Raw genomic sequence first — 22458 nt, 5'->3', positions numbered from 1 at the left:
CGTTCCTTTCTCAAAAAAAGCCCCGGTTCCGTAATGGCTCCGGGGCAGAGATATATTTGTGCTGAACCCTTCCGTCAATGCTTCGCATTGCCACCTCCCCTAGTAGGAGAGGCCTTGGCAGAACGGTGAAGTCTGTGCGTAAAGGAAAAGCTGTAAAACTTCCCGTAACGCCAGAGGCCCCACTACTAGGGGGGCTGTCACCGTAGGTGACTGGGGGGTTAACCTTTCCAATTACTTCACAGCAGAAGCGTGCCAGATGTCGCGGGCGTAATCCAGCACAGAACGGTCTGCGCTGAAGATGCCGCTGTTGGCGGTGTTCTTCAGGCTCATCTGTGCCCACTTCTCGCGGTCAGCATACAGGCGCTGCAGGTCGGCCTGAGCACGGCGGTAATCCTTGAAGTCGGCCATGACCATATAAGGATCGCTGGTGCGCAGGTTCTCGGTGACCTCGTGGAAGTCCTCGCCGTTCCAGCCGCGCTCCAGGAAGTTCAGAGCGGCATTTGCCACGTCATCGCCCATGATGAAGGCGCTGGGGTGGTAGCCCACCTGCTTGAGGTTGTTGACCTCGGGGGTCAGCATACCGAAGATCAGCTCGTTCTCCTTGCCGGCGGCATCGGCGATCTCAACATTTGCGCCGTCCAGCGTGCCCAGCGTGATGGCACCGTTCAGCATGAACTTCATGTTGCCGGTACCGGAAGCCTCGGTGCCAGCCAGAGAGATCTGCTCAGAGACCTCGGCAGCGGGCATCAGGTGCTCGCTCAGGGAGACGCAGTACTCTTCCAGATAGACCACGCGCAGCTTGTCGCGCACGGCGGGATCATTGTTGATCAGGTCGCCCAGCTTGCAGATCATCCGGATCATCTGCTTGGCCATGTAGTAGCCGGGGGCAGCCTTTGCGCCGAAGATATAGGTCTTGGGGATGAAGTCGGCGTTGGGGTTCTCCTTCAGATACAGGTACTGAGCGGCGATGTTCAGGGCGTTCAGGTGCTGACGCTTGTACTCGTGCATCCGCTTGACCTGGCAGTCGAAGATGGAGTTGGGGTCGATGACCTGGCCGGTGCTCTTCTCGAGATAGGCCGCAAAGTTCTTCTTGTTGTTCAGCTTGATCTCGTTGATGCGCTTCAGCACGGTCTTGTCGTCCGCATACTTGTTCAGCTTGGAGAGGTTGGAAGCGTCGTGCTTGTACTCCTCGCCGATGGTCTCGTCCAGCAGCTTGCACAGCTCAGGGTTGGAGGCCAGCAGCCAGCGGCGGTAAGCGATGCCGTTGGTCACGTTCTTGAAGGCCTGGGGCTTGAACAGGTAGTAGTCGTGGAACACGCTCTCCTTGATGATCTCACTGTGCAGCTTGGACACGCCGTTGATGCTGTTGGCGGTGTAGGCGCAGATGTTTGCCATGCGGACCTGGTTGTCGCCGATCAGGGCCATGTAGTTGATCTTGCCCTCGTCGCCGGGGAATGCCTTCTCCAGCTCCTCGCGGGCACGGCGGTTCATCTCGACCACGATCTGGTAGATGCGGGGCAGGGTCATCTTGAAGATGTCCACATTCCACTTCTCCAGAGCCTCGGCCATAACGGTGTGGTTGGTGTAGGCAAAGACCTTCTGGCAGATCTCAAAGGCCTTATCCCAGTCAAAGCCGCACTCGTCCAGCAGGATGCGCATCATCTCGGGGATGGCCAGCGTGGGATGGGTGTCGTTCAGCTGGATGGCGACCTTGTCGGCCAGATTCTCCAGCGTGCCGTAGGTGGACAGGTGGTTCTGCACGATATCGCCGATGGATGCGGCAGAGAGGAAGTACTGCTGGCGCAGGCGCAGGATCTTGCCTTCAATGTGGTTGTCGTTGGGGTACAGCACCTTGGAGATCAGCTCGGCGCTGGCGTTCTTGCTCATGGCAGTGTTGTAGTTGCCCAGAGAGAAGCTGGACATATCAAAGTCAGGAGCCTTGGCCTGCCACAGGCGCAGCTTGGCAACGCCCTTGCCGTCGTAGCCCTGCACATACATGTCGGAGGGCACAGCCATAACGCTGTTGTAGTTGGTGTGCTGGATATAGTGGAAGCCGTGATCCCAGTTCTCGCGGATCTCGCCGTCAAAGCGGACCTCGATGGCCTGATCGGGGTGGCTCTTCAGCCAGACCTGACCACCGGGCAGCCAGTTGTCAGCGCGCTCCTGCTGCCAGCCGTCCACGATCTTCTGCTTGAAAATGCCGTACTCGTACAGGATGGAGTAGCCGGTGCCGCAGATGCCGGTGGTGGCCATGCCGTCCAGATAGCAGGCAGCCAGACGGCCCAGACCGCCGTTGCCCAGGCCTGCATCGGGCTCTTCCTCAAAGATGCCCTCGATGTTGATGTCGGCATCAGCCAGCACCTTCTGGGCAACATCTTCCAGACCCAGGTTGAACAGACTCATCTTCAGGCTGCGGCCCATCAGGAACTCCATGCAGAGGTAGTATACCTGCTTGGTGCCGGTGCCAATGGCCTTGGACTGGAACTTCTTGTGGTTCTCACTCATCATCTGACGGCAGATCAGGGCAAGAGAGCGGTAGATCTGCTGCTTGGAAGCAACGCTCAGATCCACGCCGTACTCGCTGGTCAGCTTGTCCTGAAGAATTTTTGCAAATTCTTTTGTAGTCATAAGGAACTCCTATCCGCACACACACTTGTGCTGTTTTGAAATATCGTAACAGAGAATTTCTCCTCTTTCCCTCTCCCTGTTACCACAACAAGAACATTATAATCAGTTCTATTCGTAAAAGCAAGGAAAAACGCCGATTTTTGCCGTAACTGACATTTTTGTCACAATCTTTCTGGTAAATATGCAAAAAATTCAAAAATAACACTTTCTCTTGGAACGCATTTATATTATAATAAGAAGTGAACGGCTGTCCCGGCGGGGGTAAAAGCGTGCGCCGGGGCAGGAAACTCGGCCACAAACTCCGCTCAGAGTAATTATTAGTGAGGATACGATGGTTAATAAAGTGAGAGTGACCATTGCGGGCGCGCCCTATGCGATCGCAACGACGGATTCCGAAAAGTATATCGCCTCTCTGGCCAAACGGCTGGATGAGGATATCACCAAACTGCTGGACACCAACGAAAACCTTTCGGTGACCAAGGCGGCGGTGTTCTGCGCCATGGATTATCTGGATGAATACAAAAAGAGCACCGGCAGCGCCGAGAATATGCGCAGCCAGATCCAGGATTATATTGCCGATGCCGCCAGGGCAAAGCTGGCTGAGGATAAGGTGAAAACAGAAAATGAAACACTGCGGCGTGAAAACGATGCCCTGCGGGAGCAGCTGGCACGCCTGCAGGCCAAGCAGAAGGCCGACCGGGAAGCAAAGACGGAAGCGTGAATGGGGGCGCGGTGAGCGCGCCGGAACAAAGGGAGTATTATGCCAAAGATCGAGATCCTTGCCCCGGTGGGCAGTGAAGAGATGCTCCGCGCTGCGGTGTTCAGCGGTGCGGACGCGGTATATCTGGGCTTTTCGGGCTTCAATGCCCGCACAGGAGCCGGAAATTTTGATGCGGACAGCCTGAAGGAGGCAGTCCGGTTCTGCCATGCGCGGGGTGTCAAGGTGCACGTGGCATTGAACACCACCGTTTACGGTGGGGAACTGGCCGCGCTGGCCGCTGCCGTGAAGGCTGTGGCCGAGAGCGGCGCGGATGCGGTCATCTGCCAGGATCTGGCGGTGGCGCAGCTCATCGGGCGGATCGCCCCCGACCTGCCCCGCCACGGCTCCACCCAGATGAGCGTCCACACCCTGCAGGGCGCACTGGAGCTGAAGGAGCTGGGCTTTACCCGGGTGGTGCTGGCCCGTGAGTTGAGCCTGCCCGAGGTGGAGCACATCACAAAGCACTGCGGCATCGAGACCGAGTGCTTTGTCCACGGCGCGCTCTGTATGTGCGTCAGCGGCCAGTGCTATATGTCGGCCTTCCTGGGCGGCCGCAGCGGCAACCGGGGCTCCTGCGCCGGGCCCTGCCGCCTGCCCTTTGAGGCGAACCCGCTGCCCGAGGGCAAACCGGGCCGTCTGCACCACCTTTCCTTGAAGGATAACTCTGTCATCGACAAGCTGGATCGGATGCAGGCCGTCGGCGTGGCATCGGCCAAAATCGAGGGCCGTCTGCGCACGCCGGAGTATGTGGCGGCGGCGGTCAGTGCCTGTCTGGCAGGCCGCGAGGGCCGCGCCTACGACCGTGACCTGCTGAAAAATGCGTTCAGCCGCTCCGGTTTCACCTCCGGCTATCTGGATGGAAAGATCGACGGCACCATGTTCGGCGTGCGCAGCGAAGCCGATGCGGAGCTGACCAAAAAGACCCTGCCTGCCCTGCGCGAGCTCTACCGCCGCGAGCGCAGCCGGGTGCCGGTGCAGTTCAGGCTGGAGATCGAAGAGGGCGGCGAGAAGCTGACCGTGACCGACGCGGACGGCAACAAGGCTTTTGCCTACGGCGATGCGGAACCGCAGCCTGCCCGCACCGACCCCACCGAGAGCCTGCAGCGCAGCCTTTCCAAGACGGGCGGCACCCCCTTTGCGGTGGAAAAGATCGATGTGGAGATGGACGGCGGCCCCTGGTTCGTGCCGGGCAGTGCCGTGAACGAGCTGCGCCGGGATGCGCTGGAGGCCCTGCTGAAAAAGCGGGAGGTCCTGCGCCCCTGGCCGGTACACGAGGCGGAGCCGGATGCTCTGCCCCTGCGCACTCTGCCGCCCCGCCGCACCCTGCGCGCCCGCTTTGAAGCTTGGGAGCAGGTGCCGGAGCAGGCCCTGAGCGGGGTGGAGTATCTCATTCTGCCCATTGCCCAGGCCGACCGGGTGCCCCGGGAGTGGCGGGAAAAGACCCTTCTGGAGCTGCCGCGCGTGATGTTCGGCGCGTTGGAGGAGGACACCGCCCGCCGCATTGCCGCCACTCAGGATGCGGGTTTTGCGGGCTATGAGGTAAGCAACATCGCCCACCTGCGGCTCTGCCGTGGCCTGCCGATGACCGGCGGCTTCGGCCTGAACGTCACCAACCAGATGGCGGCGCAGTTTTACGCCGACCATGGCCTGAACAGTGTGCTCATCCTGCCCGAAGTCAAGGACAGCGATATCAGCACCATTGCCCCCACCCATAACGGCAAGCCTGTGCCCACCGGTGTGCTGGTCTATGGCCACATGCCGCTGATGGTCACCCGTGCCTGCCCGCTGCAGAACATCCATGACTGCGCCCACTGCAATAAAGCAGGGGAACTGACCGACCGCAAGGCCAAAAAGTTCCCGGTGCGCTGCGGCATGGGCGTGCGGACGATCTATAACCCCGTACCTATTTATATGGGAGATAAGCCCGGTGCTCTGACTGTGGACTACGGCGTGGCCTACTTCACACTGGAATCCCGGGAAGAAGCAGCCGCCATTCTGGACAGCATCCGTGTCCACGCACCCTTTGAGGGAGAGTTTACAAGAGGACTGTATTTCAAGGGAACCAACTAAAGATGCAGTTTCCCCGGGCGGGAGCCGAGAGTTTCTCCGAGGACCGTCCGCTGGGGTGGGACCCTGCTGCCGCAGGCAGTAGGGCGGGCGATGGAATGGCCCGTTTCGTGTCCGAGGAGAAAGCTCCCGGAACACGCCCGAATATAACTTTAACAAGAGGTATACTATGGAACCGATCACCGTAAACTATAAAGTATTGGACCCCCGGGCCAAGGTGCCCGCCTATGCAACGCCGGGGGCAGCGGCGGCCGACCTGTGCGCCGTGCTGGATGAGCCCCTGACACTGGCCCCCATGCAGCGGGCGTTGGTGCCCACCGGCCTTGCCATCGAGCTGCCCGGCCCCCACGCTGTGGCGCTGGTCTATGCCCGCAGCGGCCTTTCCATCAAGCACGGCCTGTGCATGGCAAACGGCGTGGGTGTGGTGGACAGTGACTACCGCGGGGAACTGAAGGTGCCCATGATCAATCTGGGCACCGAGGCCTATACCATCCAGCCCGGTGAGCGTGTGGCACAGCTCTGCATTGCACCGGTGTATACCGCTGCCTTTGCTCAGGCGGCCGAACTGGGGGATACCCAGCGCGGCGCGGGCGGCTTTGGCTCAACGGGGAAGTGAAGCGTATGAAAGATCTGATCCTGGCTTCCCAGAGCCCCCGACGGAAAGAACTGTTGAGCTTATACACGACGGATTTTACCGTCTGTGTCAGCGATTTTGACGAGGATGCCGTGACGGCGGATACCCCCGCCCGGCTGGTGGAGCAGCTTGCCCGGGGCAAGTGCCTTGCTGTGGCCAAGGAACACCCCGGTGCCGTGGTGCTGGGCTGCGATACCGTGGTGGATGTGAACGGCGAGGTGTTCGGCAAGCCCCACAGCCCGGACGATGCCAGACGAATGCTCCGCGCGCTGTCCGGTGCGACCCACTATGTGCACACCGGTGTCTGCGTTTCCGATGGCACCCGCACCGAGAGCTTTGTGGATACCTGCAAGGTCACCTTCTTTCCGCTGAGCGAGGAGGAGATCGAGCGGTACGCCGCCACAGGGGAGCCCTACGATAAGGCCGGTGCCTACGCCATCCAGGGCCGCGCGGCGGTCTGGCTGGATGCCATTGAGGGCGATTATTACACCATTATGGGCCTGCCCGTCAGCCGGACGGTCCGCCTGCTTGAACAGTTCTGACAGTTTGTGCGGCGGAACGCGCAGAAAAATGAAAAATACGGAAAAACTTGACAAAACGCTTGAGAAAACGTTGACTTGCGGCTATAATAGAAACGTGTTATTCTGCGATAGGCGGTCAAACCCTGTGGAGTTTGGGCTGCTGTGCGTTTTGGAATAGACCGGAAATACGAAGGAGAGCTTCATTATGAGTTTTTTGTCAAAGGACGTTGGCGTTGATCTGGGTACTGCCAATACCCTGGTTTACATGAAGGGCAAGGGCATCATCATGCGGGAACCCTCGGTCGTGGCTGTGGATACCAAGACCGATGAGGTGCGCTGCGTGGGTGCTGAGGCAAAGGCTGTCATCGGCCGTACCCCCGGCAGCATCGTGGCAGTCCGCCCCCTGAAGGATGGTGTCATCGCCGATTTCGATATCACGGCAAATATGCTGGAAAACTTCCTGAAAAAGGCCTGCGGCAACAGCATGTTCTCCCGTCCCCGCGTGGTCATCTGCATCCCCTCGGGCGTGACCGAGGTGGAGCGCCGCGCTGTGCGTGAGGCGACCCTCAAGGCCGGTGCCCGTCAGGTCTCCGTCATCGAGGAGCCCATGGCTGCTGCCATCGGCGCGGGCCTGCCCATCAGCGAGCCCACCGGCAGCATGATCGTGGACATTGGCGGCGGCACCGCTGAGATCGCTGTCATCTCTCTGGGCGGCATCGTGGCCTCCCGCAGCGTCCGGATGGCCGGTGATATGTTCGATCAGGCCATCATCGCTTTCATCAAGCGCAAGTATAACCTGCTCATCGGTGAGCGCACCGCCGAGCAGATCAAGATCGAGATCGGCTCTGCCTACCCCATGGACCCCGAGATGACCATGGAGATCAAGGGCCGCAACCTGGTGGATGGCCTGCCCAAGAACATCGTCGTCCACTCTGAGGATGTGCGCGAGGCCCTGCTGGAGTGCCTGGTCAAGATCACCAGCGCCATCAAGGAGACCCTGGAGCGCACCCCGCCTGAGCTGAGTGCCGATATCATCGACCACGGCATCACCCTGACCGGCGGCGGTGCCCTGCTGCGGGGCCTGGATCAGCTGATCCAGAGCGAGACCGGCATTGATGTCCATGTTGCGGAGGACCCGCTGGATTGCGTGGCCAAGGGTGCCGGTGCGGTGCTGGATCATGTGGATGTTCTGCACGACGTGCTGGACACCGATGGAGCTCATATGTAACGATGTAACAGAGGGTGCGGACGGCTCTGGGCTGTCCGCGCCCTTTTGCAATCGGAGGAAAACCCCTTGAAAGACTTTTTCGATACCTGGAAATTCAAGATCCTGGTGGGCATCGCGGTGTTTCTGGTGGGCATCATGGCCTACGCCGGTGCCAACGGCCGCCTGACTGCCGCTCCGCAGGAGCTGCTGAGCGTGGCGGCTGCTCCATTCCAGAAAGTGGCTGCTGTGGTCAGCGGCGGCGTGGCCTCCCTGTGGGAAAAGTACACCAGCATCGATGACGTGATGGCTGAGAACGAGACACTCAAGGCCGAAAACGCCGAGCTGCGCCAGCAGATGGTGGATTACGACCGCGTCAAGGCCGAGAACCAGGCCTACAAGGCACTGGAAAGCATCCAGAGCCAGCGGCCAGAGATGAGCTATCTTTCCAGCTTTGTCATTGGCCGTGATCCGCTGGATTCCTTCTATGGCTTCACGCTGGACCGCGGCACGCTGGATGGCGTGGCCGTCAACGATGCCGTGGTCAGTGATCAGGGCTACCTGCTGGGCATGGTGGTGGAGGCTGAGCCCACCAGCTGCAAGGTGATGACCATTCTTCACCCCAACTTCAACGCGGCGGGCGTGGTATCCCGCACCCGTGACAACGGCATCGTCACCGGCAGCTCCGAATATGCCGCCGATGGCCTGTGCGTGCTGACCAACCTTGCGCGCAACACCCTGACGGAGAAAAGCGACCAGGTGGTCACCACCGGGCTGGGCGGGGTGTTCCCGGCTGACCTGCTGGTGGGCGTGGTACAGGAACTGGTGCCCGAGGTCAGCGGCAAATCGACCATTGCCGTCATCAAACCCGGTACCGACCCCCGCACGGTGCGCCATGCGTTCATCATTACCAGTTTCTGAGGAGGGACCCTGATGGAATCACGCCGGAAACGCAGCCGGGGCCAGATCGTCAAATGGATCTGCTATGCGCTGCTGGGCCTTCTTTGTGCTGTTTTGCAGACCACGCCCGGGCTGTTCCAGTTCGGGGCGGCAAAGCCGCTCTGGTTGCTGCCGCTGGCGCTGGCGGTCGCCGTGTTTGAGGGCGAGTTCGCCGGGGCTGTCTTTGGGGCGGTCTGCGGCCTGATGTGGGACTGGCTGGCCGGGCGCACCGTGGGCATGCTGGCGCTGGAGCTGCTGCTGCTCTGCTTTGCCGTTTCGGCGGTGATGCAGCTCTACTTCAAGAATTCGGCCGCAAACTTTGCACTCATTGCGTCTGCTGCCGCCCTGCTGGTGCTCACGCTGGACTGGCTGTTTTTCTACTACATGCCCGGTTACAGCGGCGCGGCCAGCCGCTGGCTGTGGTTCGTGCTGCCCACGGCGGCGCTCTCGGTGCCCGTCTGCTTCCCTCTGTTCGGGGTCGTGCGCCGCATCCACGAAGAATTTAAGATCGACAACGGCGTGGTGTAACGCACCCCGCGCCGGAAGGAGAATCCATGAACCAAGAAGAACGGAAAACCGCCATCCGGCGGATGCGTGTTCTGGTTGCCGCCGCCTGCATCCTCATGCTGCTGTACGGGCTGCGGCTCATCTTTTTACAGCTGGTCAACGGGGACGATTTCAAATCCCAGGCCACCAACACCACCGACTACAAGTTTACGGTCACGGCGGCACGCGGTGATATTGTGGACAGCCGGGGGGAGCGCATTGCCACCAGCGTCACGAGCTACAACGTGGTGCTCAACAAGCTGCTGATGGGAGACGAAGATCTGGACGGGATGCTCCAGAAGATCGTCGAGCTGCTGCGTGCCAACGGTGAGAGCTGGAACGATACTCTGCTCATCAGCCAGCCGGATGCAGCGGGCAATTATACCTTTACCGCCGAAGAGGGCAGCACCAGGGATCAGAAAGCCCTTGCCGCCATGAAGGACAATCTTGGTTTACAGCAGTATGCAACGGCCAATGATGTGATGGAGAAGCTGGTGGAGGACTACGACCTTGCCAGCTATCCGCTGAGCTGGCAGCGCACGCTGGGCGGCATCCACTATGAGATGCAGCTGCAGGCGTTCTCCAATGTGAACAACTTTATCATGGCGGAAAACGTCAGTGAGGCCACCGTGGCGACCATCAAGGAGCACAGCCTCTCGCTGCCGGGTGTGGAGATCGTGGAAACGAGTACCCGCAGCTATGAGCAATCCACGGTGCTGCCCCATGTGCTGGGCCGGGTGGGCAAGATCACCGCTGAAAAGTGGAAGGTGACCGATGAAAACGGCCAGACCACCTACCCCTTGCGCGAAAAAGGCTACAACATGAACGACATCATCGGCATCTCGGGCCTGGAATCGGCCTATGAGGACGAACTGCGGGGCAAGGATGGCGTGGAGACCATCACCCGCAACTCCGATGGTGTCATTGTGGATACGGCCCTGACCACAGTGCCCGAGCCGGGCCACACCGTGCAGCTGACCATCGACAGCCGGTTCCAGAAGGCGGTGGACAAGGCACTGGCCGAGAACATCGACATGATCAACCGGGTCTACAACACCGGCAGCATGAAGGCTGCCGCCTGTGCCGCCGTGGTGCTGGATGTGAAGGACGGCAGCGTGCTGGCCGCATCCAATTACCCCAGCTTTGACCAGAACCTGTATGCCACCCAGTACAGCGAGTACAGCGCGGACGAGAGTCTGCCCCTGTTCAACCGGGCACTGCAGGGCCTGTACACCCCCGGCTCCACCTTCAAGCCTGCCGTGGCGGTGGCGGCGCTGGATTCGGGCCTCATCAACCGGTATTCCACCGTGTTCTGCAACGGTGTGTACAATTATTACAGCGACTACCACCCCAAGTGTACCCGCCACGGCCACAGCGGCAACATCGACGTGATCACCGCCATCAAGTGGAGCTGCAACATCTTCTTCTACGACGTGGGCCGCCGCCTGACCAGTGAGGTCTACGACGCCTACGCCTACAAGCTGGGCATGGGTGTGCGCACCGGCGTGGAGGTCAGCGAGGCGCTGGGTCACCTGACCAGCAAGACCGACTCCAACTATATCGAGTCGCTGGACGTCCAGGCCGCCATCGGTCAGGGCAACACCGTGGTCAGCCCGGTGCAGCTGGCCACCTACGCGGCCACCATCGCCAACCGGGGCACCCGCTACCGCACCCACTTCGTCAAGGCCATCCTGGACTCCAACACCGGCGAGGTGCTGCAGGAGACCCAGCCCGAGGTCATGGACGTCATTGAGGACAGGGGAGAGACCTTTGATCTGGTGCAGCAGGGCATGATCGGCGTGTCCCAGACCATCCCGGTGCTGGCCAGCTACCCCTATACCATCGCCTGCAAGACCGGCACCCCCCAGCGCAGCGAGGGGTACTACGTCGGCAGCACCTATAAGCACTACACCAATACCATGATGATCGCCTACGGCCCGGCGGAGGACCCCCAGATCGCCATCGGCATCGTGGTGGAGTACGGCGGCGGCGGCGCCCGCGCGGGCAACCTGGTGGCGGATATCTTCAACGCCTGGTTCGCCATGCAGGATGGCACCCTGAATGAGGATGGCACCATCGGCAAGCAGGAGACCGCCGCAGACAGCACTTCTGCTGCCCAGACTGCCCCCGCCCAGACCGAAACCGGCACGGATGCGGCAGCGGATACGGCCACAGACCCCGCCGCAGGCACCACGGATGCTGCTCAGGAGACCGCACCTGCCGGGCAGGATGCTTTAGACAATTGAAGAAGGATAAAACGCTGAAACACTGCTTTTGGTGAATTCTGGCGCTTTTTTCCGAAAAAAGTATGAAGTTTGTCTAAAAAACGGTTGTAAAAGAACGGAAACTGTGATACTATGATATATGCAAGAAAATGCCCACTGGCAAAACAAAGGAGAGGTTGACCGATGACGATTGCACTGATTGCGCATGACTCCAAAAAAGAGCTGATGGTTCAGTTCTGTACGGCGTATTGCCGGATTTTGAGCCAGCATAAATTGGTGGCTACGGGCACCACCGGCAAGCTGATCTCTGAGGCAACGGGTCTGCAGATCCAGCGCTTTCTGGCAGGTGTTCAGGGCGGTGATCAGCAGATCGCATCCCGCATTGCCTGCAATGAGGTCGATCTGCTCCTGTTCTTCCGCGATCCGATCAACGCAAAGCCCAGCGAACCCAACGAGATGACCCTGCTGCGCCTGTGTGATGTGCATAACATCCCGCTGGCCACCAACATCGCCACCGCGGAGGTGCTCATCCACGGTCTGGAGCGTGGAGATCTGGATTGGCGGGATATCGTCCACCCGCAGAACTGAAAACTGGAATAAAACACAAGCCCCCGCATGTTGGCCGGAAAACCAACGTGCGGGGGCTTTTTTGCATCCCTGTGATGTTACAGGAACGTGACGGTTTCGGACAGAGGCTTGCGGGAGCTGTGGTTGGGCAGGGGACCTGCACCCTCGGCAGCGTGGCCCAGATCAAGGAGCATCACGATCTCCTCGTTTTCGGGCAGACCCAGCGCTTTTGCCAGCTTGTCCGGGTCAAAAAAGTTGACCCAGCAGCTGTCTACGCCTGCATTGGCAGCGCCCAGCAGCAGGTGGGTGGCCACGATGGCGGCATCCTCCATGCCGGAGTTCATCCGTTCGCCGGGGTAAGTAAAGGTGTGGTTCTTGTCATAGGCGACCACCAGACAGACGGGGGCACCGTAACGGCAGGGAGTGGCAGCATCGATCTTTGCCAGCCCCTCTTCGGACTGAACGACGTAGATGCGCTGTTCCTGGGTGTTCTTGGCGGTGGGTGCCAGCCGACCGGCTTCCAGAATGGTGTGGAGTGCTGCAGCGTCTACCTTGCCTGTACCAAAATTTTTGCAGGAATACCGCTGTGCAATAAGCTGAGTGAATTCCATAACGATCTCCTCCTGACTTGGATTGGACGGAACAGAGCGCCGCATGCAAGTGCTCTGTTATGCTGATTATACCACACTGCGCCGGTGGCGCAACCCTTAAAAGAGATCCAGCATGTTGTCCAGATAGATCGCCTCCCGGACGTGGATCTGATACTCCGGCCGGGTCAGATAATAGAGCAGAAACTCCAGCACCAGCGCGCTGCCCAGCCCGCGCCCTTCCAGCTTGAAATTGGAAAAGCCCAACGGCAGATAGCGCTCCCGGATGTCCGCAGTGCCGATGAACCCGGGGTTTTCCATCGCCTTGGAAAAGCGGTAGCCCTCCTGCGCGCCGGGGGCGGTGCACCGATGTTCGCAGACCTCCCCCAGATTTTTGCGGCTGACGGCTTCGTAGCAGCGCCTGCGCTCAGTGCAGCCGAACCAGCAGCACTCGTTGCAGAGAAATTCTACCTTGTCCTTTTCGGGCTGGGAGAGTGCATTCAGGACATCGAAGGCCTTGTTCAGCCGGAAATCCGGTACGACATACCGGAACTCCGGCCGCCGGACCTCTGCCTGAAACGCCTGAAGATCCGTCAGGACCTTGGTGGTGGAGGATACGAGATAAAGCTCCGGGTAATGCTGCTGCAGGTAGTTCAAAAGCAGCTCGGAGTGAACGATGACCCCATTCTGCACAGTGCCCCGCTGGGCAAACTGCTGACACACTGCGTTGCATTTCCGGTCTGAAAGGTGCTCCGGGCGGAGCAGGGAATTGCTGAATGTGAGCCGGGCAGAGATGCCGTATTCCTGGGTCAGGGCCAGAACTTCGGCGGGGGAGTGCTCCCCGGCCTCCACGCGGCCCCCGCCCCAGATGCAATCCGGCGGCGCGCCATAGATGGAGCCGATCTCGCACCAGTCATAAAAATATTCCCGGTGCTCCCGGAACAGGGGCAGGAACAGGCGGTAGAGCTCGTAGAACTCGAACAGCCCGGGCAGGTGATAGCAGGCGGTATGTTTCATTCTCAGATTTCCTCGGTGTCAGAAGGTGCAGCGGTGATATCCCGGTAAAAGATCGCCCAGGCCGCTTCCTCGTAGGGGTGCAGAAAGAAGAAGCCGGCGCTCAGCGGGATGGACAGCAGGATCAGCGGAACAAGGACCGTATCCGCCGAGCGGGTGAAGGCAAAGACGAGAGAGAAACCAATCAGCATGGGCAGGGTGCAGAGCAGCTCCCAGCCCAGAAAGCTGAGATCGAGGCAGAACAGCCGCCACTTGTTGCCGTCCATGATGCGCCGGGATTCAGTGATGGCTTCGTTGGCCGTCAGGCCGGGGTGCTCGGCCATGATATAGGGGGTCATGGCATAGCTGTAGGCTTTTACCACGCCGGGGATGAACAGCAGCAGCGACCAGAGCGCCACATAAAGCCCCTGCAGGAAATTCATGCAGAAGCCGTCCCACAGGCGGTGCTTCTGGGAAGCGAGGTCGGAGAGGGCAGCGTCCCTGCCGTCTGCAAGGTTCAGGTTGAACCGGGCGTAGCCCAGCCGCGCCGCACCGCCCACGATGAAGGTGAACACTGCCCAGGCAAGGATGCAGACCACAAGAACCGCCAGCACGCCGCCGCTGCCGGTGGAAAACAGCCCGGCAAACCCTGGGGTGTCGCCGTTGGCGTTCTGGCTCATGTTGGAGATGACCCTGTCTGAGCTGCTCACAATGTTGGCGCTCAGCAAACTGGCGATCAGTCCGGCCAGAACAGCTGTCTTCCATCTGCCGCGCAGGGCATCCAGCGCAAGGGCACGATAATCAGCAGAAAATTTCATAGAGCTTTCCTCCTGTCAGCAATGGAGATCGTTTGTTGAAAAACGGCAGCTGCCGTTTTATATAAAATACGTTTCAGCCTGCACAAAAATTGCAGCCGGGACTTCTTTTGCAAAGGCTCATCCCCGGGCATCCTGCCGGGTGGTGCTGAAATATTCCTTGGGGGTCATGCCGTACTCCTTTTTAAAGGCGCGGAAAAAGTGGTTATAGCCCCCGAAACCGCTGGTTTTGTACACCTCGGTGATGGGCAGGCCCTGCTCAATGAGGGTGCAGCAGCGGTCCAGTCGGGCCTTTACGATGTAGCGGTGTACGGTCTGGCCGGTCTGGCGTTTGAATTCCCGGGCAATATGCTCCCGGGAGACGAAAAACTCCTTTTCCAGACGCTCCAACGTCAGTTCCTCGGTGAGGTGCGACTGAATAAACAGGAATACCTCATCCAGCATCAGGTGGTGGCGGCTGACAGAAGCGGTGTGGAATTCGGCATGGATGCAGGCACGCAGTGCCAGCACCACGAACATCTGCAGGATGCCGTGCTCGAACGCCGTCGCGCCGAACTGGCTGCTCTCCTGGGGGAGTACCAGCAGCTTCCGGGCAAGATTCTTCAGCAGCATATAGATCTGGCTGTCCGGCCGGACAGCCACCTGCCGGAAGGGCACCACGTTGAAGCTTTTTTCAAAGTCAGTGTCCTCATCCGACAACTGCGCCAGCATCTGGGGAGACAACTGCACCCGGATGATCTCCAGCGGGCCGTAGGCTCCGGCATATTCCAGCCTGCCGCCCTGCCCGGGCTTGAGGATGATCAGATTCTGCTGCTGGGCGGGCAGCACCACTTCGCTGCACCGGAACACCCCGCTGCCCCGGATGACCAGAAACAGGTCATAATACGCGCCCGAAAAGAATTCCCGAACCGTGCTTTGTTCAAAAAGATAACGTTTGGCTGTATAATTCACCAAAATTCCCTCCGTGGAACTGTCAGATGCGACAGTTTGTTGTACACAACTGAAAAGTACAACTGTCATAATTGCATAATACATCAATTTGCGATAGTTTTCAATCATTTTTTGGATATGCTTTGACGCAAAATTAACGTATAATACAATCGAAGAGAAGAGGCTTGTGTGAAAAGCCTCGTGGTTTCATCTGTTTTTTAAGGAGGATAAAACGCAATGGACCAGAAAAAGACCGTTCGGCCCTTCTCCATGAAGGACAAGATCGGCTATACACTGGGCGATCTGGGCTGCTGCTTCACGGAGCAGTACCGCGCCATGTATCTGTCGATCTTCTACACCCTGATCCTGCAGGTCAACCCCTTCCATGTGGGTATCCTGCTGCTGATCACCAAGATCTGGGATGCCGTCAACGACCCCATCATCGGCGCGATCGTGGACTCCCGCAAGGCCACCAAGGGCGGCAAGTTCATCCCGTGGATCCGCGCTTTCTCGTTCCCCATGGCAGTGCTCTGTGTGCTGGCCTTTGTCAATGTGGGCAACATCAGCTACGGTCTGCGTCTGGCTTACATGTTCATCACCTATGTGCTGTATGAGGCACTGTACACCTGCGTCAACGTGCCCTTCGGCACCCTGTCCAGCGTGATGACCGATGATGTGAGCCAGCGCACCGCCCTGTCCCGTTACCGCAGCCTGGGCGGCACCATCTTTATGACCGTCATGGTTATGGTCGGCCCCCTGTTCCTGTATGTGGACAACCAGCCTGTGGCTGGCCGCTTCCTGATGCTGGCCTGCATCTGCGCCATGCTGGGCCTGCTGTGCCTGCAGATCACCTGCGTGTGGTGCAAGGAGCGTGTGGAAGTGCCTGAGCGTCCGCAGGGCGAAAAGCTGAACTACCTGCATGTTCTCAAGGAAATCTCCCACAACAAAGCCCTGCTGGGCGTGATGTTCTTCAGCCTGACCGGCATGATCGGTGCATCCGTGGTCAACGGCCTGAACACCTACCTGTACAAGGATTTCTTCGGCAACGTTAAAATTCAGGCTGTCTCCGGTATGCTGAGCGTTCTGTACGCTGTGCTGTCCTTTGCCATCACCCAGCCTCTGGCCAACAAGCTCGGCAAGAAGGAGTGGTGCTGCATGGGCGCAGGCTTTGCCGCCGTCGTGTTCGGCATCCTGTTCTTCTTCCCCATCCATAACCCCGTGGCTTTCATCGTTATCAACGGCATCTGCTACCTGGGCGCTTCCGGTATGCAGGTGCTGATCTGGGCCATGGTCAACGATGCCATCGACTACCATGAGCTGCAGACCGGCGAGCGCAACGAGGGCATCGTCTACTCCACCTACTCCTTCTTCCGCAAGCTCGCAAGCGCCATCTCCGGCAGCCTGTCCAGCTTTGTGCTGGGTGCCATCGGCTACAACGTGACCGCAGGCGCTGTGCAGACCGCAGGCGTTGTGAACGCCATCTGGAAGAGCTACACCGGTGTCTACTTCCTGGGCTACGGCATTGCAGTGGCCATCCTGTTCTTCGTCTACCCCCTGACCAAGCAGAAGACGGCCGAGATGCTGGCAGAGCTGAAGAGCCGCCGCGCCGCAAAGGAGAGCAAGTAAACCATGAAGATTTTACAGGTTCAGTTTCAAAACCGCAATGGCCACACCCTGCGTGGCATCGTGACCCTGCCTGATACGGAGGGCAAGGTACCCTTTGTGGTGCATCTGCACGGCTTTGCCGGCAGCTGCAGCGGCTACAAGTCCATGTACACCCACCTGTCCCGCGCTCTGGCAGCGCAGGGCATCGGCAGCGCCCGGTTTGATTTCTACGGCAACGGCGAGAGTGACGGCGAGTTCGAGGATATGAGCTTCGACGGCCTGCACACCGATGCACAGGATATCTTTGCATGGGCAGCTGAGCAGCCCTATGTGGACAGCGAAAAGCTGTTCCTCTCCGGCCAGAGCATGGGCGGCTACATTGCCGCTTCCTGCGCACCGGTGATCCAGCCCCACGGCCTGATCCTGCTGTGCCCGGGCGCCGGGATGTGGTTCGGCTGCGCCCAGCGCGCCGACGGTGTGACCCAGACCGGCAAGGACTACGCCGACATGGAGGGTCTGTGCTACAAGATGGCCTTTAACTACGAGATGGCAAAGCACCCCGATCCCTTTACCGAGGCCAAGGGCTACAACGGCCCGGTGCTGCTGCTGCGCGCCGACGATGACCGTCTGGTGGACGAGGGCACCTGCAGCCGCTATGCCGAGGGTTACACCGCACCTGAGGTGGACACCATTGCAGGCGGTGGACACAACTTTGCCACGCTGACCGCCCGTGCCGCCGTGGAGGAAAAGACCGCCGCATTCATCAAAGCACATCTGTAAGGAGGCATTTGTATGGAAAACATGATCCTGCAGCCCATTGTAGTGGGCGGACAGACCTTTAAGAACCGCATCATGTTCCCCCCGCTGACCACCGGCTACGAGAAGAACGGCATGATCAGCGAGCAGGACATGGGTTTTTACACCCGCCTGGCCAAGGGCGGCGTGGGTTACATCGTTCTGGGCGATGTGGCACCCATCAACAGCTTTTCTCCTACCCCCAAGCTGTTTGACGACAGCCAGATCCCTGCCTTCAAGGAGCTGGCCGACAGCGTCCACGCTTACGGCACCAAGCTGGGCATCCAGATCTTCCACCCGGAGTACGACGTGGATGCCATCAACAGCCTGTTCATGCAGAAGAAGTTTGACGAGATGCGTCAGCGCCTGCATCACGACATGATGTTCTTTACCGATGAGGTCAGCGAGGAAATGCTGATGGCTATCATCGATAAGATGTGCGCCTGCGCGGTGCGTGCCCAGAAGGCCGGTGTGGACGTGATCCAGATCCACGGCGACCGCCTGAACGGCTGCCTGTGCTCCACCCGGATGAACCACCGCACCGACAAGTTCGGCGGCAGTCTGGAGAACCGGGTTCGCTTTGCCCGGATGCTGACCCGCGCCATCCGCAAGGCTGTGCCGGATATGATCATCGACTACAAGCTGTCCATCGTCACCCCGCAGCGCGGCAAGGGCGGCATTGACGAGGCCGATGCCGTGCAGTTTGCCCAGTGGCTGGTGGAGGACGGCGTGGATATGTTCCACGTTGCCCAGGCCAACCACACCGGCAACATGGCCGATACCATTCCTCCCATGGGTGTGCAGCCCTACGGCTTCTTTGTCAGGATCGCCGGCGACATCAAAAAGGCTGTCAACGTGCCGGTCAGCGCCGTGGGCCGTATCGTGGATGCCGAGATGGCTGAGCGCGTCATCGAGAGCGGCATGGCTGATATCGTTGCCATGGGCCGCCCGCTGCTGGCTGACCCCGACTGGGGCACCAAGATCGCTGCCGGTAAGGCCTGCGATATCCGCCGCTGCATCAGCTGCAACAAGGGCTGCACCGATGCTATCCAGAACCGCCAGTTCCTCTCCTGCGTGCTGAACGCAGAGAACGGCTACGAGAACAGCCGCAGCATCCAGCCTGCAGAGCAGAAAAAGAAGATCGCTGTCCTGGGCGGCGGCCCTGCCGGTCTGGAAGCAGCCCGTGTGGCAGCCCTGCGCGGCCATGATGTGACCCTGTTTGAAAAGACCACCTCTCTGGGCGGTCAGCTGAACATCGCCTGCGTGCCTCCCCGCAAGGAGGAGATGCGCCGCGCCACGCAGGATCTGATCCATGCAGTCTGCAACGCCGGTGTGCACCTGTGCATGGGCCAGACCCGCACTGCCGAGCAGCTGAAGGATGCCGGTTTTGAGGCAGTCATCAACGCTGTGGGTGCCCACAGCGCCGCACCCCGCATCCCCGGCATTGACGGCGTGAACGTGGCCGATGCCTGGAAGGTGCTGGCCGGTGAGCAGCAGGTGTACGGCACTGTGGCTGTCATCGGCGGCGGCATGGTGGGCTGCGAGACCGCAGAGTATCTGGCTGCCCGCGGCTGCAAGGTGTCCGTCATTGAGATGATGGACAAGATCGCAGCAGGCGAGAGCACCACCATTCTGCCCACCCTGCTGGAGAACTACAAGACCTACGGCGTGGAGCAGTACCCCAGCCACAAGGTCAAGGAGTTCCGCATGGATGCCGTTGTCTGTGAGAACAAGGACGGCGCAGAGGTGACCATCCCCTGCGATTACATCGTGCTGGCTATGGGCGCACGCTCCAACGAGTTTGACGCTGCTGCGCTGGAAGCTGCCAACATCCCGGTGTACTCCATCGGCGATGCCGCAGGCAAGGCTGCAGATATCTCCAACGCCATCCGTACCGGCTACGATACCGCCTGCCAGCTGTAAAGTAGTCTGAGATGCGCACAGCGCATCGCCAAAAGTGCAAGCCCGGAAGGTCTGTGTGCCTTCCGGGCTTGCTTTTTTTCGGGAAAAGACGTGATCATTGGCCGCCCTCTGCGATATTTTTCCGTCGGTTAAGACTGGATATAGAAATCCGACAAGAGTTGTGTTAGAATAAGGCATCCGGGAGCGCCATGCGGCGGGTGCTCCGCTTCAACATGAAAAATGGAGGCTTTTTATGAAAAAGACCTATCGCTCGTTCTTTTGTCTGCTTGCAGTGCTGCTGCTCAGTGTCAGTGCACTGCCCGCTGCCTCGGCACTGTTTTCGGAGCGGCTCTACTACTATGGTACGGTGGAAGAGATCAGCCGCAATGAGGACGGCACGGTGGAGTCCGTACTGGTGACCGCAGAGGGGCAGGAGACCTATGAAATGGTGATCACTGAGCGCACCCAGTGGCAGGACCATGACGAAAAGACCACCTCCGATCCCGCTACCCTTGCAGTGGGGGAGCAGATCTGTGTGGTGCACGACCCTGCCGTGATGATGTCGCTGCCGCCGCAGTCGGTGGCTTATACCGTCATCCGCAATTTCCCCGCAGGTACGGATCTGGAGCAGGAAGCCCGCGACGCTGCCTGCCCGGTGAAGCAGTTCTTCGCCCGGACCCGCAAGGCCATTGAGGACTGGTTCTACCAGACCATGCCCATTGCGGAGTGAATCTGACTGCATCGTAAAAAAGGAAAAACATCTGCTGTCCCACACCGGAGGCTGTCACGTCCGGCAAAGGGGCAGCAGATGTTTTTTTGTGTGTAATCCTGCCTTGTTCAACTTACGATTCATCCAGTTGGGCAGCAGTGCAGAAACACTCAGTTCCGCTGGAACCCAAGATAGCGGGTGCCCTGAAAACTCAGCTTTCCAATGTCGCCCTCCACAAGCATTCCGTAGTCCGAACCACTTACGGTAAGCTCCATGCGGTCGCCGCTCTCTACCTGAAAGGTCACATAATAGGTGGTAAACGTATGCATCATCGTGTTGTCCGTGTGGTGATGAGAGACCTCCGTGCGCTTTGCCACCACCGCTGCCGGAACGGTGAGCCGCGGCGAATGGTTGTTTTTATTCCATGTGCGGATATTTCCGATGATGGTGTATAGAATCATGCCCAGAACCACAAGGAACAGGATGGGAAACAGGATGTTGAACAACAGATCAAATCCAGCGAAAAACATCTTACTCCTCCAAAATTTCTTCCAGCAGTCCCTTTACGTCCTCCAAAAAGGATTCCTCTCCAAGGGTGTTCACTTTGAAGAACACCGCCTGACTGCCGCCTGCGGTGATGGCGGATAACCGGATCGGGCTGTCCCCGTTCTGAAACATGGTCAGCGTCAGACTCAGGCGATTACCGCCCATCACGCTGTACCGTTCAAAGACGCGGACGCTGCACCGGGCATCGCCCTCTTTGAAATCACTTCCGGCTTCCAGCTCTGCCGACCAGCTGCTGGCCGGAATTTCGTTTTCCAACTTCCAGAGCAGCTGATCAAATTTCTTGTTCTGAATGGTCTTTTCAAAGATCGCCATAATGGTTCCTCCGTTTTACCAACAAAATTCGGTCCCTTATCCTTAATACGAACGAACCCGCAGGAAAATTGCAGAATGCCATCCCTGCGCTCCGGATTCGGAGGAATACTTTGTGATCTTCCAACAGCATACAGTAGCACCAGGGGGTGCTGTGTATGCTATTAACGCTGCTGCAATTTTTCGCTACAAAATTTCTGGTGCTGGCGCTGCATCTGGAAGCGGGGAGTTTCCCAAAGCCGCTCAGCGCACGGGAGGAGATCGAAACCTTTGCGGCTCTGCGGGCGGGGGACAGGAGTGCGCGGGAGAAGATCATCCGGCACAACCTGCGGCTGGTGGCCCATGTGGCAAAGAAATACTACGCCCAGCCCGGCGACCAGGAGGACCTGATCTCAATTGGAACCATTGGGCTGATGAAGGCCGTGGATACCTTTGACACCACCCGCAAGGCGCGGTTTGCGACCTATGCCAGCAGATGCATTGAGAATGAGCTGCGGATGCATTTTCGCAGGGAGCGCAGAAATGGTGTGGTCGTTTCCCTGCAGGAAACACTGGAAGCGGGGAAAGAAGACAGCGCGTTGACTCTTTCCGATGTGCTGCAGGACGGCTTCTGCATGGAGGATGCCTGTGAGCGGCAGGACGAGGCCCGGCGGCTGCGCAGGCTGATCGAGGGCCTGCCCGCCCGGGAGCGCAAGCTGATTCTGCTGCGGTACGGGCTGGCGGGTCAGCCGCCCCTGACCCAACTGGAAACGGCACAGCTGCTCCAGATCAGCAGAAGTTATGTCTCAAGGCTCGAGACCCACGCACTGGAACAGCTGCGCAAAGGCTGGCTTCAAGAATCACCGGGAGAATAAAGGGTGCCGCCTGCGGGCGGCGTACATATCCTCTTTTGCAATGGGATTTGGTGTGGTATACTGAATTCGTAAAATTGAAAAACGAGAAGGTGCAAAATGAAATGAAAATCCGTAAGGCAAACGCGAAAAAATAGATTCCATAAGCGAGTGACCTGAAAAGGACACCACCGAGAAAAGGAAGCCTCTATGAAAAAAGCATTGGCAGTACGGGAGCAGCAATGGTATCAGACGATCACGGCATGCTGCCTTCTGTGAGTGCTAAATTGATTCGAAGGAAAGTATGTGAGAAGAATTCTGTGTT

General features: G+C 59.0%; 21 protein-coding genes. 14 read left to right on the top strand and 7 right to left on the bottom strand.

Annotation, left to right across the window (positions count from 1 at the left end):
* Window positions 1-231: 231 nt before the first annotated feature.
* Window positions 232-2628, bottom strand: a complete 2397-nt coding sequence (locus J3353_RS04295) for a glycogen/starch/alpha-glucan phosphorylase (RefSeq protein ID WP_098922739.1) — start codon at window positions 2626-2628, stop codon at window positions 232-234.
* 331 nt (window positions 2629-2959) lie between these two features.
* On the opposite strand from J3353_RS04295, the gene zapA reads away from it, so the two are divergent.
* The 9 genes from zapA to mgsA all read left to right on the top strand — a co-directional run bounded on the left by zapA (window position 2960) and on the right by mgsA (window position 12112).
* Window positions 2960-3349, top strand: a complete 390-nt coding sequence (zapA, locus tag J3353_RS04290) for a cell division protein ZapA (protein ID WP_156066248.1) — start codon at window positions 2960-2962, stop codon at window positions 3347-3349.
* 39 nt (window positions 3350-3388) lie between these two features.
* Window positions 3389-5458: a U32 family peptidase gene (locus J3353_RS04285; protein ID WP_207684265.1), complete on the top strand. Its 2070-nt coding sequence runs from the start codon at window positions 3389-3391 to the stop codon at window positions 5456-5458.
* Window positions 5459-5624: 166 nt separating this feature from the next.
* Window positions 5625-6071, top strand: a complete 447-nt coding sequence (dut, locus tag J3353_RS04280) for a dUTP diphosphatase (RefSeq protein ID WP_035394001.1) — start codon at window positions 5625-5627, stop codon at window positions 6069-6071.
* A 5-nt stretch (window positions 6072-6076) separates the two neighbouring features.
* Window positions 6077-6631 (top strand): nucleoside triphosphate pyrophosphatase, encoded by a 555-nt coding sequence (locus J3353_RS04275; RefSeq protein WP_156070679.1) that lies wholly within the window; start codon window positions 6077-6079, stop codon window positions 6629-6631.
* A 184-nt stretch (window positions 6632-6815) separates the two neighbouring features.
* A complete protein-coding gene (locus tag J3353_RS04270; RefSeq protein WP_005932353.1) occupies window positions 6816-7838 on the top strand; it encodes a rod shape-determining protein in 1023 nt (340 codons plus the stop codon).
* A gap of 66 nt (window positions 7839-7904) precedes the next feature.
* Window positions 7905-8735 (top strand): rod shape-determining protein MreC, encoded by an 831-nt coding sequence (gene mreC, locus J3353_RS04265; protein WP_099357213.1) that lies wholly within the window; start codon window positions 7905-7907, stop codon window positions 8733-8735.
* Window positions 8736-8747: 12 nt separating this feature from the next.
* Entirely contained in the window at window positions 8748-9281 is a 534-nt protein-coding gene (gene mreD, locus J3353_RS04260; protein ID WP_098922735.1) for a rod shape-determining protein MreD, read from the top strand.
* Window positions 9282-9307: 26 nt separating this feature from the next.
* Window positions 9308-11545: a penicillin-binding protein 2 gene (locus J3353_RS04255; RefSeq protein WP_207684264.1), complete on the top strand. Its 2238-nt coding sequence runs from the start codon at window positions 9308-9310 to the stop codon at window positions 11543-11545.
* A gap of 162 nt (window positions 11546-11707) precedes the next feature.
* Window positions 11708-12112: a methylglyoxal synthase gene (mgsA, locus tag J3353_RS04250; protein ID WP_097770635.1), complete on the top strand. Its 405-nt coding sequence runs from the start codon at window positions 11708-11710 to the stop codon at window positions 12110-12112.
* A 77-nt stretch (window positions 12113-12189) separates the two neighbouring features.
* Here the strand turns inward: mgsA and J3353_RS04245 are convergent, their stop codons facing one another.
* From J3353_RS04245 to J3353_RS04230, 4 genes are all read right to left on the bottom strand, one after another.
* On the bottom strand, window positions 12190-12702 hold the full coding sequence (locus tag J3353_RS04245; RefSeq protein ID WP_207684263.1) for a nitroreductase family protein: 513 nt from the start codon (window positions 12700-12702) through the stop codon (window positions 12190-12192).
* A 96-nt stretch (window positions 12703-12798) separates the two neighbouring features.
* Window positions 12799-13695, bottom strand: a complete 897-nt coding sequence (locus J3353_RS04240) for a hypothetical protein (protein WP_207684262.1) — start codon at window positions 13693-13695, stop codon at window positions 12799-12801.
* A gap of 2 nt (window positions 13696-13697) precedes the next feature.
* Entirely contained in the window at window positions 13698-14489 is a 792-nt protein-coding gene (locus J3353_RS04235) for a DUF975 family protein (protein WP_207684261.1), read from the bottom strand.
* 117 nt (window positions 14490-14606) lie between these two features.
* Window positions 14607-15437, bottom strand: coding sequence for a helix-turn-helix domain-containing protein (locus tag J3353_RS04230; protein ID WP_370569160.1), 831 nt, complete (start codon window positions 15435-15437; stop codon window positions 14607-14609).
* A 216-nt stretch (window positions 15438-15653) separates the two neighbouring features.
* Between J3353_RS04230 and J3353_RS04225 the strand changes: the two genes are divergently transcribed.
* The 4 genes from J3353_RS04225 to J3353_RS04210 all read left to right on the top strand — a co-directional run bounded on the left by J3353_RS04225 (window position 15654) and on the right by J3353_RS04210 (window position 20448).
* A complete protein-coding gene (locus J3353_RS04225; protein WP_005932378.1) occupies window positions 15654-17042 on the top strand; it encodes an MFS transporter in 1389 nt (462 codons plus the stop codon).
* A gap of 3 nt (window positions 17043-17045) precedes the next feature.
* Window positions 17046-17801, top strand: a complete 756-nt coding sequence (locus J3353_RS04220) for a S9 family peptidase (RefSeq protein WP_207684259.1) — start codon at window positions 17046-17048, stop codon at window positions 17799-17801.
* 12 nt (window positions 17802-17813) lie between these two features.
* Window positions 17814-19739, top strand: a complete 1926-nt coding sequence (gene bilR / locus J3353_RS04215) for a bilirubin reductase, long form (protein ID WP_207684258.1) — start codon at window positions 17814-17816, stop codon at window positions 19737-19739.
* Between the two features lie 232 nt (window positions 19740-19971).
* Window positions 19972-20448 carry a hypothetical protein gene (locus tag J3353_RS04210; RefSeq protein ID WP_207684257.1) on the top strand — a complete coding sequence of 159 codons (477 nt, stop codon included), beginning with the start codon at window positions 19972-19974 and terminating at the stop codon, window positions 20446-20448.
* Window positions 20449-20597: 149 nt separating this feature from the next.
* Here J3353_RS04210 and J3353_RS04205 read toward each other — a convergent pair whose 3' ends face one another.
* Both J3353_RS04205 and J3353_RS04200 read right to left on the bottom strand, forming a co-directional pair.
* The gene (locus J3353_RS04205) at window positions 20598-20957 is read right to left on the bottom strand and encodes a DUF2500 domain-containing protein (RefSeq protein ID WP_207684256.1); all 360 of its coding nucleotides are present in this window, start codon (window positions 20955-20957) and stop codon (window positions 20598-20600) included.
* 1 nt (window position 20958) lies between these two features.
* Window positions 20959-21306 (bottom strand): DUF6054 family protein, encoded by a 348-nt coding sequence (locus tag J3353_RS04200; RefSeq protein ID WP_005932394.1) that lies wholly within the window; start codon window positions 21304-21306, stop codon window positions 20959-20961.
* Between the two features lie 155 nt (window positions 21307-21461).
* Here J3353_RS04200 and J3353_RS04195 point away from each other — a divergent pair, with 155 nt between their 5' ends.
* A complete protein-coding gene (locus J3353_RS04195) occupies window positions 21462-22157 on the top strand; it encodes a sigma-70 family RNA polymerase sigma factor (RefSeq protein WP_223453893.1) in 696 nt (231 codons plus the stop codon).
* Window positions 22158-22458 lie beyond the last annotated feature (301 nt).

The sequence above is a fragment of the Faecalibacterium sp. Marseille-Q4137 genome, assembly GCF_017377535.1.
In the GTDB taxonomy this organism is placed as follows: Bacteria; Bacillota; Clostridia; order Oscillospirales; family Ruminococcaceae; genus Faecalibacterium; species Faecalibacterium duncaniae.
This window is presented reverse-complemented; position numbering and strand designations above follow the sequence as displayed.

What these genes read in the sequence shown, in the direction of transcription:
- J3353_RS04295 (WP_098922739.1), bottom strand. Translation starts at nt 2,628, where the DNA reads ATGACTACAAAAGAATTTGCAAAAATTCTTCAGGACAAGCTGACCAGC.
- zapA (WP_156066248.1), top strand. Translation starts at nt 2,960, where the DNA reads ATGGTTAATAAAGTGAGAGTGACCATTGCGGGCGCGCCCTATGCGATC.
- J3353_RS04285 (WP_207684265.1), top strand. Translation starts at nt 3,389, where the DNA reads ATGCCAAAGATCGAGATCCTTGCCCCGGTGGGCAGTGAAGAGATGCTC.
- dut (WP_035394001.1), top strand. Translation starts at nt 5,625, where the DNA reads ATGGAACCGATCACCGTAAACTATAAAGTATTGGACCCCCGGGCCAAG.
- J3353_RS04275 (WP_156070679.1), top strand. Translation starts at nt 6,077, where the DNA reads ATGAAAGATCTGATCCTGGCTTCCCAGAGCCCCCGACGGAAAGAACTG.
- J3353_RS04270 (WP_005932353.1), top strand. Translation starts at nt 6,816, where the DNA reads ATGAGTTTTTTGTCAAAGGACGTTGGCGTTGATCTGGGTACTGCCAAT.
- mreD (WP_098922735.1), top strand. Translation starts at nt 8,748, where the DNA reads ATGGAATCACGCCGGAAACGCAGCCGGGGCCAGATCGTCAAATGGATC.
- J3353_RS04255 (WP_207684264.1), top strand. Translation starts at nt 9,308, where the DNA reads ATGAACCAAGAAGAACGGAAAACCGCCATCCGGCGGATGCGTGTTCTG.
- mgsA (WP_097770635.1), top strand. Translation starts at nt 11,708, where the DNA reads ATGACGATTGCACTGATTGCGCATGACTCCAAAAAAGAGCTGATGGTT.
- J3353_RS04245 (WP_207684263.1), bottom strand. Translation starts at nt 12,702, where the DNA reads ATGGAATTCACTCAGCTTATTGCACAGCGGTATTCCTGCAAAAATTTT.
- J3353_RS04240 (WP_207684262.1), bottom strand. Translation starts at nt 13,695, where the DNA reads ATGAAACATACCGCCTGCTATCACCTGCCCGGGCTGTTCGAGTTCTAC.
- J3353_RS04235 (WP_207684261.1), bottom strand. Translation starts at nt 14,489, where the DNA reads ATGAAATTTTCTGCTGATTATCGTGCCCTTGCGCTGGATGCCCTGCGC.
- J3353_RS04225 (WP_005932378.1), top strand. Translation starts at nt 15,654, where the DNA reads ATGGACCAGAAAAAGACCGTTCGGCCCTTCTCCATGAAGGACAAGATC.
- J3353_RS04220 (WP_207684259.1), top strand. Translation starts at nt 17,046, where the DNA reads ATGAAGATTTTACAGGTTCAGTTTCAAAACCGCAATGGCCACACCCTG.
- bilR (WP_207684258.1), top strand. Translation starts at nt 17,814, where the DNA reads ATGGAAAACATGATCCTGCAGCCCATTGTAGTGGGCGGACAGACCTTT.
- J3353_RS04210 (WP_207684257.1), top strand. Translation starts at nt 19,972, where the DNA reads ATGAAAAAGACCTATCGCTCGTTCTTTTGTCTGCTTGCAGTGCTGCTG.
- J3353_RS04205 (WP_207684256.1), bottom strand. Translation starts at nt 20,957, where the DNA reads ATGTTTTTCGCTGGATTTGATCTGTTGTTCAACATCCTGTTTCCCATC.
- J3353_RS04200 (WP_005932394.1), bottom strand. Translation starts at nt 21,306, where the DNA reads ATGGCGATCTTTGAAAAGACCATTCAGAACAAGAAATTTGATCAGCTG.
- J3353_RS04195 (WP_223453893.1), top strand. Translation starts at nt 21,462, where the DNA reads ATGCTATTAACGCTGCTGCAATTTTTCGCTACAAAATTTCTGGTGCTG.